At 50.5% G+C, this 14,618-nt stretch carries 13 protein-coding genes; 8 read left to right on the forward strand and 5 right to left on the reverse strand.

The window, feature by feature from the left end; all coding sequences use genetic code 11:
- Window positions 1–377: 377 nt before the first annotated feature.
- On the forward strand, window positions 378–506 hold the full coding sequence (locus ACN0TT_RS08990; protein WP_417761813.1) for a hypothetical protein: 129 nt from the start codon (window positions 378–380) through the stop codon (window positions 504–506).
- Between the two features lie 3 nt (window positions 507–509).
- On the forward strand, window positions 510–737 hold the full coding sequence (locus ACN0TT_RS08995; protein WP_417761814.1) for a DTW domain-containing protein: 228 nt from the start codon (window positions 510–512) through the stop codon (window positions 735–737).
- On the opposite strand, the gene ACN0TT_RS09000 is transcribed toward ACN0TT_RS08995, so the two are convergent.
- Window positions 734–2,854 carry an EAL domain-containing protein gene (locus ACN0TT_RS09000; protein WP_417761815.1) on the reverse strand — a complete coding sequence of 707 codons (2,121 nt, stop codon included), beginning with the start codon at window positions 2,852–2,854 and terminating at the stop codon, window positions 734–736. The genes ACN0TT_RS08995 and ACN0TT_RS09000 overlap by 4 nt on opposite strands.
- A gap of 485 nt (window positions 2,855–3,339) precedes the next feature.
- Between ACN0TT_RS09000 and ACN0TT_RS09005 the strand changes: the two genes are divergently transcribed.
- The 3 genes from ACN0TT_RS09005 to ACN0TT_RS09015 all read left to right on the forward strand — a co-directional run bounded on the left by ACN0TT_RS09005 (window position 3,340) and on the right by ACN0TT_RS09015 (window position 6,645).
- Window positions 3,340–3,708, forward strand: coding sequence for a hypothetical protein (locus ACN0TT_RS09005; RefSeq protein WP_417761816.1), 369 nt, complete (start codon window positions 3,340–3,342; stop codon window positions 3,706–3,708).
- A 172-nt stretch (window positions 3,709–3,880) separates the two neighbouring features.
- Complete coding sequence (locus ACN0TT_RS09010; protein WP_417761817.1) at window positions 3,881–5,209, forward strand: M16 family metallopeptidase; 1,329 nt, start codon at window positions 3,881–3,883, stop codon at window positions 5,207–5,209.
- Entirely contained in the window at window positions 5,206–6,645 is a 1,440-nt protein-coding gene (locus tag ACN0TT_RS09015) for a M16 family metallopeptidase (protein WP_417761818.1), read from the forward strand. The genes ACN0TT_RS09010 and ACN0TT_RS09015 overlap by 4 nt, the downstream gene beginning before the upstream one ends.
- Window positions 6,646–6,918: 273 nt before the next feature.
- Here the strand turns inward: ACN0TT_RS09015 and cowN are convergent, their stop codons facing one another.
- Window positions 6,919–7,212 (reverse strand): N(2)-fixation sustaining protein CowN, encoded by a 294-nt coding sequence (cowN, locus tag ACN0TT_RS09020; RefSeq protein ID WP_417761819.1) that lies wholly within the window; start codon window positions 7,210–7,212, stop codon window positions 6,919–6,921.
- Window positions 7,213–7,296: 84 nt separating this feature from the next.
- The gene (locus ACN0TT_RS09025; RefSeq protein ID WP_417761820.1) at window positions 7,297–7,926 is read right to left on the reverse strand and encodes a Crp/Fnr family transcriptional regulator; all 630 of its coding nucleotides are present in this window, start codon (window positions 7,924–7,926) and stop codon (window positions 7,297–7,299) included.
- 245 nt (window positions 7,927–8,171) lie between these two features.
- On the opposite strand from ACN0TT_RS09025, the gene ACN0TT_RS09030 reads away from it, so the two are divergent.
- The 3 genes from ACN0TT_RS09030 (at window position 8,172) to ACN0TT_RS09040 (ending at window position 10,741) form a co-directional block, all read left to right on the forward strand.
- Window positions 8,172–8,423 carry a hypothetical protein gene (locus tag ACN0TT_RS09030; protein WP_417761821.1) on the forward strand — a complete coding sequence of 84 codons (252 nt, stop codon included), beginning with the start codon at window positions 8,172–8,174 and terminating at the stop codon, window positions 8,421–8,423.
- A 433-nt stretch (window positions 8,424–8,856) separates the two neighbouring features.
- Window positions 8,857–9,528: a hypothetical protein gene (locus ACN0TT_RS09035; RefSeq protein WP_417761822.1), complete on the forward strand. Its 672-nt coding sequence runs from the start codon at window positions 8,857–8,859 to the stop codon at window positions 9,526–9,528.
- A 226-nt stretch (window positions 9,529–9,754) separates the two neighbouring features.
- Window positions 9,755–10,741 (forward strand): cytochrome-c peroxidase, encoded by a 987-nt coding sequence (locus ACN0TT_RS09040; protein WP_417761823.1) that lies wholly within the window; start codon window positions 9,755–9,757, stop codon window positions 10,739–10,741.
- Window positions 10,742–10,790: 49 nt separating this feature from the next.
- On the opposite strand, the gene ACN0TT_RS09045 is transcribed toward ACN0TT_RS09040, so the two are convergent.
- The gene (locus ACN0TT_RS09045) at window positions 10,791–13,193 is read right to left on the reverse strand and encodes a putative inorganic carbon transporter subunit DabA (RefSeq protein ID WP_417761824.1); all 2,403 of its coding nucleotides are present in this window, start codon (window positions 13,191–13,193) and stop codon (window positions 10,791–10,793) included.
- The gene (locus ACN0TT_RS09050; protein ID WP_417761825.1) at window positions 13,190–14,554 is read right to left on the reverse strand and encodes an NADH-quinone oxidoreductase subunit L; all 1,365 of its coding nucleotides are present in this window, start codon (window positions 14,552–14,554) and stop codon (window positions 13,190–13,192) included. Before ACN0TT_RS09050 ends, ACN0TT_RS09045 begins: the two co-directional genes overlap by 4 nt.
- Window positions 14,555–14,618: the final 64 nt, after the last annotated feature.

Below are 14,618 nucleotides of genomic sequence, written 5' to 3' on the forward strand. Positions count from 1 at the left end.
CGGGTGATAACGCTAATAGGTCACGCAGACTTAGTTACACTTTCCTTAGCTTGGTTGATAATTATGGTCGCGCTATCTTAAAGAAGTATTAACCCCAGCATGCTTTACACTATCGGTTGCTGTCTTGCTCACAAAACGACGAATTTCCTACTGCCATGACCCAACGTGCTTACTGCTCTGCCTGCAATTACCCGTTATCCGCCTGTTTATGCGCTGCTATTGTGCCGATTTATCCACAGCATCAAGTGGTGGTACTGCAGCATTCTAGGGGCTGTTGACCTTTGCTGGTTGTTTTTGCAGCTGGCAGAACGGAATTTAGGCAAGGCAGGTGATGTTTTGCTGATATTCGTCAGCAGCTATTGCAGGCGGGTAATGCCATGTTGGTTTATCCAGAGCAAGATGCGCCCGCAGTGGCACCAAGGCCAACGGTTGGAGAGCAGAGCACCTTAGTGCTGCTTGATGGCACCTGGCGCAAGGTGTACCGCATGTTGTGCTTAAATCCTTGACTGTTGCAGTTACCGCGGATCAGCTTGCAGGTAGAGAATGATAGTGCGTATTGCATCCGTAAGGCGAAACGCAGTGATAGCTTATCGACACTAGAAGCGGCGGCATCGGCATTGCAGCGGTTACAACCCAGTTTAGACGTACAACCGGTGCTGCAGCTACTACAGGCGCTGGTGGATACGCGGCTGGCGCGCATGCCCACTAACGTGCGCCAACGTTATCAACTGGATTAGTTGAGCCGTTGGGTAATGTGCGGATGGAAATGGGTCAGCGCAAATTGCTGCGCGTGCAGCGGATAGCCAAACAAAAAGCCCTGCGCTAGGCCGTCGCCCATCGCCAATAACTGCTCTTTTTGCTGCATGGTTTCAATGCCTTCGGCAACAAAATGCAACCCAAGTGCTTGGCTCAATTGAATAATGGCTTGGCACAAGGCTTGACCACGTTGATGTTGCAACTCGCGGGCAAATTCTCCATCAATTTTCAGGCTATCAATCGGCATATGCCCAAGGCGGCTCAGTGATGAAAAACCCGTGCCAAAGTCATCAATCGCCACTTGAATGCCCATCGTCCGTAGCTTAGCTAAGGTCATACGCGCTTGCTGTGGGTGCATCAACAGCGCAGATTCGGTGATTTCCAACATCAGCGCATGGGGTGGAAATTGCGTGGATGCCAAGATCTGCTCGACTTGCATTGGAAAATCCAAATGCTCTAGCTGCATCGGCGATACGTTTACTGAGATAACAAAATCTGGGCTGTGTTGTTGGCGCCAAGCTGCCGCTTGTTTACATGCTTGCTCTAACACCCAATTGCCGACAGAAACAATCAAGCCTGTTTCCTCTAGCAGCGCGACAAAATCGCCCGCTTCTAGCATCTCGTTCGGTGTTTTTTGCCAGCGCAGCAGGGCTTCTGCACCTGTAACTGCGCCATCGCTGAGTTTTACTATCGGTTGATAGTACAAACTGAATTGCCCCAGACTTTGGGCGTGGCGCAGTTCACCTAAAAGCTTGAGGCGATGCTCCGCTTGCTCGCTCATACTGCTGTCGTAAAACATAATATGTTCGGCGCTTTTCTTGGCACTGTACATGGCGGTATCCGCTTGGCTCAGCAGCAATGAGGCAGAGATTGGCTCATGTTGGAACAGGCCGATACCAATACTGGCACCGAGATAAAATTTCTGCCCTTGCAGTTCAAACGGCGTATCAAACAGCTCAATAATCTTATGCGCGAACTGCAATACCTCATCTTTGTTGTGGCAGTCGGTGATGATCAAGGTGAATTCATCGCCACCCATACGGGCGATGTCGGCTTTTTCAATACAGCCCGCCTCTAAACGTGCTGCAACTAGCTGCAGGATCATGTCGCCCATAGAGTGACCAAAGCAGTCATTAATATGTTTAAAGCCGTTGAGATCCATAAACATTAACGCGCCCAGTGGTGCATCGGTGCGCTGTTGGCTTTCCACTAATGCGGCGGCTAGCAGTTTTTTCAAATGACGGCGGTTGGGCAAGCCGGTTAATGAGTCATACATGGCTTGGGTGGTCAGGCGAGCTTCTAGCTGCTTACGGTCGCTGATGTCACTAAATACGGTCACTAAGTAAGTGCGACCATCTTCAGCAGTGATACGGCGGCTGTTTTGCCATGCGGGAAACTGGCTACCATCGGCACGGCGGCGCAATACTTCACCCTGCCAAAAATCGCGCTCATGCAGCGCTAACTGGCACTCTTTAATATGGATGTCGCCCACCACATCTAGGGTATCGACTTGCTCCCCCACCAGTTGCGCAGAGCTGTAGCCAGTGAGGCGGCACAGAGCTTTATTGACCACTAAAATGGTTTGCTGCTCATCAGACAGCAGCACCGCTTCAGCGCTTTCTTCCAAAATACCGGCTAATACGCTGCGCGGGACCGCTTCAAATTCATTACGTTTTTCAGGGCGAGGGCGTGAGCGACGGTTCATCGGCTCAAAACGCACCATGGTCATAGCTTTGCCGTCGTAATCGACGGGAAACAGGAACAGCTTAGTTGGCAGCTCAACACCATCGCGATTGAGGTGAAGCCAATTCTGCACTTGTGGCTGTTCATGTGCGGCGGCAAATAACTTACGGGCTTGCTCGATGCTATTTTGGCCATTGAGTTGCAAACGTGGCGAAAAGTCATACAGCGCGGTATTGATAATTTCGTTATGGACGCAGGAGAAATATTGCAGTGCTGCCGGATTGGCGGCAACAAATACTAGATCACTGAACAACGCCAGCGGTTCATCGTTTGGCGCAGCTTGCCATTGTGCAAGCTCAGGTTGCACGACTGCATCACATTGCAGCTGTTTTACAACTTTGTTCCAGTGGATCATCCGAGTATCCGATTTGGCTGCATGACGCAGCATTAGCCCAAAGCCTATAATTGTAATGCCAATGGTTATTTTATGAGTAGCAAAAAATAGTCAAATTTATGTCTAAAGCCAAAAAAGTGTGAGATTTATTAGGATAATTCACCATTATTGGCTAATCACTGCACAAAATATGTGATGATGAAGACGTTGCTAGGGGCTGTTTATCTTTAGTGTTTAATTTTTGTTCAAATTAAACGCGTTATGAACGAGGCGAGACCTGCGAGGCTTAGTCAACTAAGCAAGCTGGGCGCAACAAAGTTCAGGCGGCGTTTAAATGAACCCTTCGGGCAGCGACAGCGCGCAATTTATTCAGCGTTAGGCGCTGTTGGTGGAGAATAACTACACGGCACATCATCTGCCTTGCCTAAATCACGCGCTGCCTGCTGCAAAAACAATCAGCAAAGATAAACAGCCCCTAGGGTCCTGCTTGATGGAGATCTCCCCATATGATCAGCAAATTATTGTTAGGATTGGCTGCACTATTGTTGAGCCAAATAAGCTCGGCGGCTGAATTGACTCAAGTCGGTCAGAAAGCCAGTGCTAAAGCGCAGCAACAAGTGCGCGATACAGAATTACAGCAACTCGAAAAGGCCAAAGCCGCCGCCAACGACACTCATGCCCGTGAGCAAGTGCTGTTGCAGCAGCAAACTGGCAGTCCCTGGCAAGCGGCTGAGCAAGCCAAAGCACAGCAGCAGTTTAATGAGCGCAAGCAGCGCGAAGCCAAATATCTACAAGAAGCGCAAGCAGCCGCTGCCAAAGAGCAAAAAATGGATAAGCCCAAGATGAAAATCATTAAGCGCAAAACCGAAGATTAGCGATAGCGGCAAAGCCATGAATACATCGTCGCGTTGCGGCTTGTCATCGTACACCCGCCAGAAACAAGTCACGTTACAAAATAGTGAATCCACTTTAGCGTGAAACAGTTGCCTCGCACGCGCCAAGTCACCAAGATAAGGCGTTTCTATGTTTCGAGGAGGGAACGCCCTTATGAAGAAGACGCTGATCGCACTATTTGCGGCCGCAGCGCTGGCTGGACCGATAGCGGCAAACGCCACAGATGCCAGCGATATCAAAAGCTTCACCTTAGACAACGGCATGAAAATGATGGTGCTGCCCGACAGCTCCATTCCTAATGCCAACATGTACCTGTTTTGGAAGGTAGGCTCACGTAATGAACATCCCGGCATTACCGGTATTTCGCATTTCTTTGAACATATGATGTTCAACGGTTCCAAAAAGTTTGGGCCGAAAATGTTTGACCGCACCATGGAAGCGGCCGGCGGTGCTAACAACGCCTACACCACCGAAAACGTGACTGTGTATAGCGACTGGTTTCCTTCTAACGCGTTGGAGACTATTTTCGAGCTCGAAGCCGATCGCATCGCGCACTTAGATATCGATCCTAAAATGGTCGCGAGTGAGCGCAACGTGGTGGCCTCGGAACGTACCACTAGCTTAGAAAACTCCAACTGGAGTGCGCTGCAGCAGCAAGTGAAAGGGGTGGCGTTTTTAGCGCATCCGTATAGTTGGTCAGTGATTGGTCATGAGTCTGATATTCAGGCGTGGACGCAAAAAGACCTTGAGGATTACCACAAGACCTATTACGCGCCGAATAATGCGGTGGTGGTGATTTCGGGCGATGTGACGGAAGCGCAAGTGAAACAACTGGCGGATAAATACTTTGCCCCCATTCCTGCACAAGCGCCGCCAGCGGCGATTCGTACCGTAGAGCCGGAACAAAAAGGCGAGCGCCGCATCTTTGTGAAAAAAGAATCGGCCAGTACGCCAAACGTCATGCTGGCTTACCATGTGCCCGCCACCAAGGATCCTGATTACTACGCGCTTGATCTGCTGACTTCAATTCTGAGCGATGGTAACAGCTCCCGTTTGTCACAAGCTTTGGTCGACCAACAGATCGCGCTGGGTGCTGAAACCTACATGCCGATGGCGTTTGACCCGAACCTGTTGTACATACTTGGCGTAGCTGCACCGGGCGTGAGTGCCAAAACCTTGGAACACGCACTGATTGCACAAGTCGACAAAATTGCCACAGAAGGCGTTACGCAGCAGGAGCTTGAAAAAGCAAAAAATATCAAGCTGATGGATTTCTATCGCACCATGGAAACCATTGATGGTAAATCCAATACCATCGGTAGCTACGAGCTGTTTTTTGGCAGTTATCAGCAACTGTTTGATGCACCAAAGGCTTACGACAAAGTGACCCTAGCTGATATCCAGCGTGTTGCAAAAACCTATCTCAAGCGCGCCAACCGTACGGTAGGTGTATTAGCCGCCGCAGAGGAGTCTGATCAATGAGTCGCCGTATTTCCCTCAAAGCCATTGCGCTAACTGTTACCGCTGTGATTGGGTTAGTGGGCTGCCAATCCACCACTGAATCGGTTGATCAAGTGGTGGTGTCACAAGATACTGGCAAGTTTGTCTTACCTGCTTATGAAACTGTGACCTTAGATAACGGCTTAACTTTAATGCTGATGCAGCAAAAAGAAGTGCCGTTGATTAACGTCCAAGCGGTGGTGAAAGCTGGTGCTATCGACGACAGTATTGCTGGTACCGCTGAGTTAACCGCGCAAGCGGCACTGTTGGGTGCGGGCGGCAAGAGTAAGCAGCAGTTTGAACAACAAGTTGACGAGCTAGGTGCCAGCATTGATGGTGATGCCGATAAAGATGGCAGCTATTTTACCACTGACTTTATGGCGAAAGACGCTGACACTATGCTGGGGATTGTGGCAGATGTACTGCTGCGACCTAACTTTGATGCTAGCGAGTATGACAAGCTGAAACAGCGCACCATTGCTGAGTTGTCGCAAGCCAAAGAGAGCCCTAAATCGGTTATTGGTCGCTACTTTGCTAAGCAACTGTTTGCTGATAGCCCTTATGGTAATGCGGCGGATAGCAACTCTGTGGCTAACATCGACGTGGATCAGCTGAAAGCGTTTCATCAGCAAAACTACCAGCCGAACAACACTGCTATCGCCGTGGTGGGGGATTTTGATGTCGCGCAAATGAAGCAGAAACTGACACAGCTGTTTGGTCAGTGGCAAGGTGATGCCTTGGGCGCCAGTGCTGCGCCAATGAAACCTGTATTTGCCCCTGCCAAGAACCGCGTGTTGCTGGTGGATAAATCCGATGCGATTGAAACCACGTTCGTGATCGGTGGCTTGGGCGTAAAACGCAGCAATCCCGATTTGGTTGAGCTGAGCGTAGTGAACACCATTCTTGGTGGCCGCTTTACCTCATGGCTTAACGACGAGCTGCGGGTCAACAGTGGTTTAACTTATGGCGCAGGTTCAGGTTTTATCAGCTATAAAGACGCGGGCTTATTCAGAATCAGTACCTTTACTAAAGCGTCGACCACTGAGCAGGCGATTGATCTGGCATTAAAAACCTACCAACGTTTGTGGGAGCAGGGCATTGATGAGGCCACGCTGGCGTCAGCCAAAGCTTACGTTAAAGGTCAGTTCCCACCTAAATATGAAACCAGCAGCGATTTAGCTGGCCTGTTGTCAGACATGTATCTGTACGGCTTTGATGCGTCATATATCAACGACTTCCAAAAACGGGTCGATGGTTTGACCGTAGCGGACACTAAGCGCCTAATCAATCAATACTTTCCGAAAGATAAGTTGCAGTTTGTATTGATTGGTAACGCCGCCGAAATTGCCCCGATTGCCGCAAAATATGGTGAAGTGACCAAGGTAGATATCAAAGATGTTGGCTTTGATGCCAAGTAATTAGTCGTTGCCTTTATTGCTGAACAAACGCCAGTGTCGCACTGGCGTTTTTTTATAGGGTGTGGGTAAGGCAGTGGCGAACATATCTTCGCGACCCTCTGAACGGATATACTAACGCCGTTCTAAGCCGTTCACTGCGGACATAGTGGAGCATTGCAAGTGCCAACTGCCAGTCATTACCGTTTGAGGTGTTGGCGTAACTTGTATTTATTGGCAACGCTCCTATCGCTGATGAGCCGCATTAGCAGCTCGCGAATCTGACACCTAACATCGTTAAAAAAAGTCGCGTTCCATGTCGTCGAGCATGTCGAGCGCCGCCTCATCCTCCGCTTCTTCTAGCAGATCCCGCAAGTAATAGACATTGCTGTGCAACAGAAACAGTGGGTCTTTGACGGGGCCAATACCCGCGCGCATGTTCTGCGCCTTTTTCTCAAAGTGACGCCATAGTGCGTTGTCTTGGTTGCCGTTTTGAATATGAGACAGTACGCGTTCTAGCATAGCTTCACCTAAGGCCATGCGGTCGCCTTCGGCGTTTTCAGAGTAGTAGCGATTATCGGTGACCTTCATGATATGGATCCCGTGGTTAACATAAATGGCAGTGTATGAGCTATCGGCACCAAGGTCTGTCAGCTAGCTGACAAATAGCGTTTTTTATAGCGCCGCCATCTGGCTGAGTTGACTGCAATCACATAAACGCCATTGTTGACGCGACAGCTTTTGCACTAAGCCTTGACGTTGTAACTCGGATAATAGACTCGACAAGGTTTGACGGGAGGTGCCGATCAGTTGCGCGGTTTGTTCGGTAGTAAGTTGCAGTTTAATGAGCGGTTGTTCGGCGGGTTGCGACACTTGTGCAAGTAGGTAACCCGCTAAGCGGGCACGGACATCACGAAAGGCGAGATTTTCGATAGTGTCGATACAGCCAGATAGTGTTTGTGACAATACCCGCGTGACGGCGCCAGTTAAGTGTGGATGTGCCAACGCCCGCAGCGAAAAGTTGTGCAGATCTATCACATTGACTTCGCTGGGTTCCAGCGCCTCGATAAACGCACGGGTATGGGTGCTGTAAACATCGCCAGCATGCAAAATGGTCAGGGTAAACAGCTTTTCGCCATAGCAAAGATAGACACGCAATCGGCCCCGACGCAGGTAAAACACGCAATCGTCGGCATCTTGCGGATAACTGAGCAGCTCGTTGGCGACTAACCGGCGGCAATGGCAGTCGTCGAACAGCTGCGGCAGTTGTTCATCGGTGGCCTGTTGATGGGGCGATATTGGCACGGCCTTCCCTCCGTTACGTGAGTTGCGCTCATTCCAAGCTTTGAGCAAGCCGAGTGCCAAACGCTAATGTCCCTGTTTAGGCGGCTACAGGCCGATATTTCTAGTGCGTTGTCGGGTTTACGACAAAGTGCGAGTGACAATTAGTACAAAATTTATCGACCATCGCGGCGTTGTCTCGTTGTGTTGGGCCGCCAGTCATGGTGTGTGTGGATGACGTGGAATGGGGTGGGCGATGTGGTTGACGTTTGTCTTTATCACCGTTGGCCGCTTTAGTTCGTACACCACCGTTTGCCGCGTTGTGCTACGGCATGGCGATTGTGATGGTGTTTAGTCGCTTATATGGCAATGGTGCATTTTGGCATGCCGCGATGGGCGAACACTTCTTGCGTGTGGCAGAAAACGTCGCCGAAGAGGGGATTGAGTTACTCGGCTATGGCGTGCTGTTTGGTGGCTGTTTAGGTTATTACCGCCGCTTGCGTCGTGAGCAACCCGTGTGATTGTTGGACTCGTTGGAGTCCAATTTTTTCGATTAGAGAACAGACAAATGTTATTGCAGTGTTGTTAGGTAACAGGTTGTCTACGAAAGTAAATGCTAGAGCAGATGCTCGACAAAATGTGACATGGGTTTAGTATGCACCGATTCTAATCGATAAGTCTGTAGCCTATTTGAGCAGCGCAATTTGGTCTTGGCGCGGTGGGTTACAGCTCAGAACAGCTTGATGATTTGGCACAAGTTTCTGCTCACATCTGCAGTAAAACTCGATAACAGTGTTGTTGGTTTAACTCCGTTTGACCAGCTCTTGCGCTGTCTTTCCCGATTCATGCGTTCTGTGAACACAACCTCTAATAATAAAAATCCCTCATTTTTCAAAAGTACATTTTCATTAATAACGCAGTGATTTGCCGTAGCTGCTGTCAATTGGAGGAATTATGCAATCTCGCGCTGATTGGTATGAAATACGACATGCCATTTTCCGTTTTGTTCCCATCGTGTTGTTTATGGCGCTGCTGGCTGGCGCTTTGGTGCTCGATGTGATGGTTTTTCACAATGGTGTTGCTGAAAATGGTGCCACTGAGTTGATGCAGAGCAGCATCTTGGCGCTGAACGTGATGATGTTTGGTCACTTAGCGTACCTATATCCTAACAGCCGTGGTTGCTTTGTGCTGGTGATGGGTTTTTTTGGTGCTATGTTGATCCGCGAATTGGATGGGTTATTTGACCATATTCGCCACGGGTTTTGGAAATATCCAGCGTGGGCGTTGACCTTAGGTTGTATTGGCTATGCTCGTTTTGTCGTCGCTGGCACTGTGCTGAGCCCATTAGCCGCCTTAGTGCGTTCACGTCAGTTCACCGCCATTTGTTATGGTTTAGTGATCGTGCTGCTGTTTAGCCGTATCTTTGGTAACGGTCATTTGTGGCATGCCATTCTCGGTGAGCACTTTGTCCGTGTGGCTGAAAACGTCGCCGAGGAAGGCATTGAGCTGCTCGGTTACGGCATCCTGTTTTGTGGTTGTGTGGGTTATTATGTCGGGCTGTATCGCTCAGAAAAAGCGGCGGCTCACAGTCATCGACAGGTGGAAGCGACCGACTTCGCCTCGTAAACCATTTACTGCATGGCACTTGGGTTGGTGGAGCTGCCAAAGTGCCATGCGGTGAATTATGTATCGTTGTTCACAAAATATACGGTGTCAGCCGTGCTGATCACAAAAAATCCATCTAAATCAACGATGGAATCAATCGTATCTTATCGTTAAATGTTTTGGTCAAACTCAGCTAGCATTTAAGTAACCTTACTGAAAGTAAGTTTATTTGGGAGAGAGATGACCAATGAAAACGTCCATACTAATGCTTACCCTCTCGGCACTGAGTGTAGGATTTTCGGCCGCCGCAGAACCGATCAAAATTATTCAACCTGCCAAAATTACTGAACCAGACAAAGTCGAACTGGGCAAGATGCTGTATTTCGAGCCTCGTTTATCTAAGTCCGGTTTCATCTCCTGCAACTCCTGCCACAACCTGTCGCTGGGCGGTGTGGATGCCATTCCCACCTCGATTGGGGATCGTTGGCAGCAGGGGCCAATCAACGCGCCTACCGTACTGAATGCCGACTTTATGCTGGCGCAGTTTTGGGATGGCCGCGCCAAAGATCTACAAGAGCAAGCCGGTGGCCCTATCGCCAACCCGAAAGAGATGGGCTTCACCCATGAACTGGCGGTAAAAACCGTGGCGTCGATGCCGGCCTATCGAGAAAAATTTGCCAAAGTGTATGGCAGTGATGTGGTGGATATCGACAAGATCACCGACGCGATTGCCGCATTTGAGAAAACCTTGGTGACGCCCAATAGTCCGTTTGATCAGTATTTGGCTGGGGATGAACAAGCCATATCTGCTGATGCTAAAGCGGGTTACGACCTGTTTAAAGGCCATGGCTGTGTGGCCTGCCATAACGGCCCCGCCGTCGGTGGCACGGCTTATATGAAAATGGGCTTAGTGAAACCGTTCCACACCGATAATCCAGCCGAGGGCCGTAAAGCTGTGACTGGCAAAGATAGCGATAACATGGTGTTCAAAGTGCCGACATTGCGCAATATCGAACTGACCTATCCCTACTTCCACGACGGCAGTGTGTGGACCTTGGCAGAAGCGGTCAATACCATGTCTGATGTGCAGACTGGTCAGCAGTTGACCGCAGAAGAAACCACACAGATGGTGGCGTTTTTGCGCAGTTTGACCGGTGACCAGCCACAAGTAGTGTTACCTGTGTTACCGCCGTCGAATGATGTGACCCCGCGGCCACAGCCGTTCACCAACTAGTGTGTTTTATCCCCGAGGGCAGCGCGCCCTTGGGGAATCAATGGCGCGGTTACTGAGCGAGCCACTCACCTTGTTGATAGCGCCACAACTGTTGCTGCTCATCCAATTGATACAGAAATAGCCATTGGTTATCGAGCAGTGCCGCAACATCGGGTTGGCGGGCAATAATCGCTGCCAATGCTTGTTTTGGCGCTTGAATATAAGCGCTTAATCGAATCGGCTGGTGGCGATACTGCTTGCCGTCGTGCACCGATTGCTGCGACAGACCAATGCGCAAGTCGCCGCCATTGCCTTCGAACACGCCAATATGACCACCAACCACATTGTGCAGCAGCTTGTTACCACTGCCGTATTTTTCTGGTGCGGTGACTGAGGCGTAGTATTGCAAGTTAATCCAGTTCATCACCAGTAACGGTGCGGTTAGAATTTTTTCCAACTGGCTAAACTCGGGGTCTTGGCTGACGTGATATTCATGCAAAAATGCACGGCCAGCAAAGTCAAGTTGGCGTGTCAGGTTGCGCGGAGCAATAAATACCGCGGCGTTATTACACAAACCCCACTCGGGACGCATCTGCGCCCAGTTAGTGGCACGCCCCTTAAAGAAACGACTCGCCTGGGTGGCGTTGATGTGTGGCGCATCAAACTGAGCGCCTCGGTTCATGCGGGCCTGTAAACTGGCGGCGTACAGCCAATCGCGCCACGGCGCATTTGGTGCATTAAAGACAGTAAACTCATCGGTGGTGGTGTTGTGCATTGCGGCATAAAAGGTCGTGTCGCTTGGTACCGCCACATCAAATGCGGCCATTGCGGTGCGTACATCCTGGTCATTCAGTAATTCAGCCAACACTTTCACGTTAACTTCACCCGTTTGGCCGCCACATGCGCCGCAATCTAGGCTCGACGCGGTGTGGTTGTTACAGGTTTGGCTACCGTGGCCGGTGAGTAATACGGTTTTGGCAAGACGTGGGGCAATGCCCATCGCCTTCAAAATACTGGCCGCTAATTCGGCTTTCTCTGACACCGTCAGCGGCTGTTGGGCACGGGTCAACAGCCACTGCTGGTTATGACGAAGGTCGCGGTTAACGGGATTATCCGTACCATGCTGCAATACCACGCGTTGAAACAGGCTAATCAGCTTCAATAAGCCGCCAGCCTCGACCATGCCCAAATTGGATGAAGGCTTTTCTAAACTGTTTTGCCAGCCGAGCTGCGTTAAGCGAAAAATCCGCTCTGGCCGTTTTTGGGTTTGTTTGGCCACTAAGTTTGGTGCCAGCAACCCCGGCAGTTGCGGCCGCAGAATGCTGCCATCGTTATTTTGATAAGCGATAGGTATGCCAAAGAAACCAGCAAAGCCTAAGGTTTCTATCTTATCTGATTGCGCTTCTAACGCGCGGCGCATTGGCTCTGAGCGGACATCGATACAGAAAATCGCTTGTAGTTCAGGGCGAGCAAGCTGTGCTGCCGGTGTGACCGCGTTTACTTGCTGCAGCCACGGTGTTTGCACACTTAATTCAAAGGCGCGTTGCCACAACCACAGGGGTGCGAGTTGCTGTTTGGCAAGTGCATAAGCGGCTTCAATATTAACTGCTTGCTGCTGTAACTGTTGTTGCAGTTTCTCCGCCACGGCAGCATGTTGCTGCTCCAGCCACTGCATCAACACAGTGTCCCACGCCAACAGGATGGCGGCCAAGCCTAATACATGGGGAACTTTAGCGGTTTTGTGGGCGAGCGTTGCCTGCCAATCCAACCACGCTTGCCAACCTGCCCAACCAGAGAGTTGTTGTAAGGTGGCGCGTACCGAGGCTTCTGCGCCTGCTTGGTGTGCCCAAGTGGCTTGCCAGTGGGTGGTTACTTCATTAAATAGGCCATCAATATCACCTGGTAGCGCACGAAAATAGCGCAATAAATCCACACCCAGTAAGGTTTTAATGCCTTTATCGCGGCTGACCACTTCAAGCCAACTTTGGTAAAGGTGTTCACCGTTTTTACCGTCGGCTTCAAACCGTTCTGGGTACTGGTGATACAGCGCAATAAACTGGCTTACTTGCTGCACCACTTCTTGCGCCCAGCTATGGCCTTGCGGCGATGGATTCGCTTCATCCATCATCAGTGCCAGCGTTTTCCAACGCATCGACAATTCACTATCGCTTTGCTGCAACTCATCGACCAGCTGGGTCTGCGACAGTGGTGATTGCGCTTCGGCGATCGCCTGCGTTAAGTGGGCGGGTTGGATTTGCTGCTGCCAGTGATTGCGATAATAACTTTTGGGCATCAAGCCGGTGATACCGCTCAGCACGGCTTGCTCGGCAAAGGTTTGCTGAATGGATTGCTGGCGCTGCGGCCACCATGGATTCACCGCTACCGACTGATCGAGCGGAAAGGCTGGTGCAATTGCAGCGCTTGCACGCAGCGCAATGGCGCGAGCATCCAGAGAAGTTGCGTGATCAATCATGATTTTGTCTCGTTATTTATCTGTAGCTGGGCTTGTTGCAGTGCAATCAGCGAATTGCTGGGCCACAGTCTCAGTGTCAGGCGGGTAGACCACTCATCAAGATAGGCTCCGGCGTTGAGCCAGATAAACAGGCTTTTTACCCAGCGCACATGTGGCCAGTATTGCAGGGCGATCGACAGGGCAAACAAGCTAAAAAATAGCAGGGCAACAACGCCGTCGGCGATAGGATTAAGTGCCATATCTAGCCCCATCAATAGCGCGAGATGATGTTTCGCAAAGCTATATAAGGTCAGTAAGCCTGCGGCCACGGCCAGTGTGATACCAATCCGCGGCAGGCTGGCCATGTCCCAACGGCTTACGCTTGGCACGATCAGGGCGGCAAGTGCAAACCACACTAACACGGTAGCGGCAAAACTATTCATTACGGCAAATTGCCACTGTGCCACCGCTAGCATGGCCAGTGATAATGCCAAGGCGAGGCTCCAATGCCAGACTCGCGGCTTTTGCGCCCCAGCGAGCTTGGCAGCCAGATAGTGGTTCACTGTGTTACCGCTGTTGAGGAATGAATAGGATTTATAGAACGAGTGAGCAAACAAGTGCAGCAGCGCCATTTCATACAGACCTAGGCCGATCTCCACCAACATCAACCCCATCTGTGAGCTGGTTGACCAAGCTAATTTCACTTTAATACTGATACGCGTGGTACTTACCAAGCCCGCTATGGTGGTGCTAATACCGGCTAAAATGACCAATAACCAACAGGCGAATGGGCTGGCTGCCAGCACTGGGGCAAACAGCAGCAACAGAATGCCACCTAAGTTCACAATACCGGCGTGCAGCAGCGCCGATACTGGCGTGGGCGCTTCGACCACTTGGATCAGCCAGCCATGCATCGGTAACTGGGCACATTTAATTAATGCCACTATGGCCAGCAACACCGCGGCGATAGACAAAGGCATACCGCTGATCGGCGCTTTGGCAACTAATTCGCTGATGATGGCGGTATCGTATTGCGTAAAAAGCAGCAGGAAGGCGATGCCCAGCAATAACTCACTAAAGCGCGCGAGCAGGAATTTTTTATGTGCGGCCAACTGCGCCCGTGGGCGTTCTGGATAGAACAGAATTAAGCGATTTAAACAGAGACTGACACTGACCCATGCAGCCCAAAACAGCAGTAAATGGTTGCTTACAATCACTAACACTACCGCGGCAATAGTCATCAGCAGCGCACGTAAAAAACGGCCGCGCTCTGCCTCACCGGCAAAGGCAACCCAGCTGTAACGCACAATGGTGACGCCGAGGATGGCAATAAGCCCCAGTAACATCAGTTTGAGCGGGGTCACTAAAAACCAAGAAAACATGACAGGTCTCATACATTTAACAGTGATGCTATTCTGCAGCGCTGTTTAAATTAAGTAAAATATA

Origin of the sequence: Shewanella sp. (assembly GCF_048265805.1) — a bacterium.
GTDB lineage: Bacteria > Pseudomonadota > Gammaproteobacteria > Enterobacterales > Shewanellaceae > Shewanella.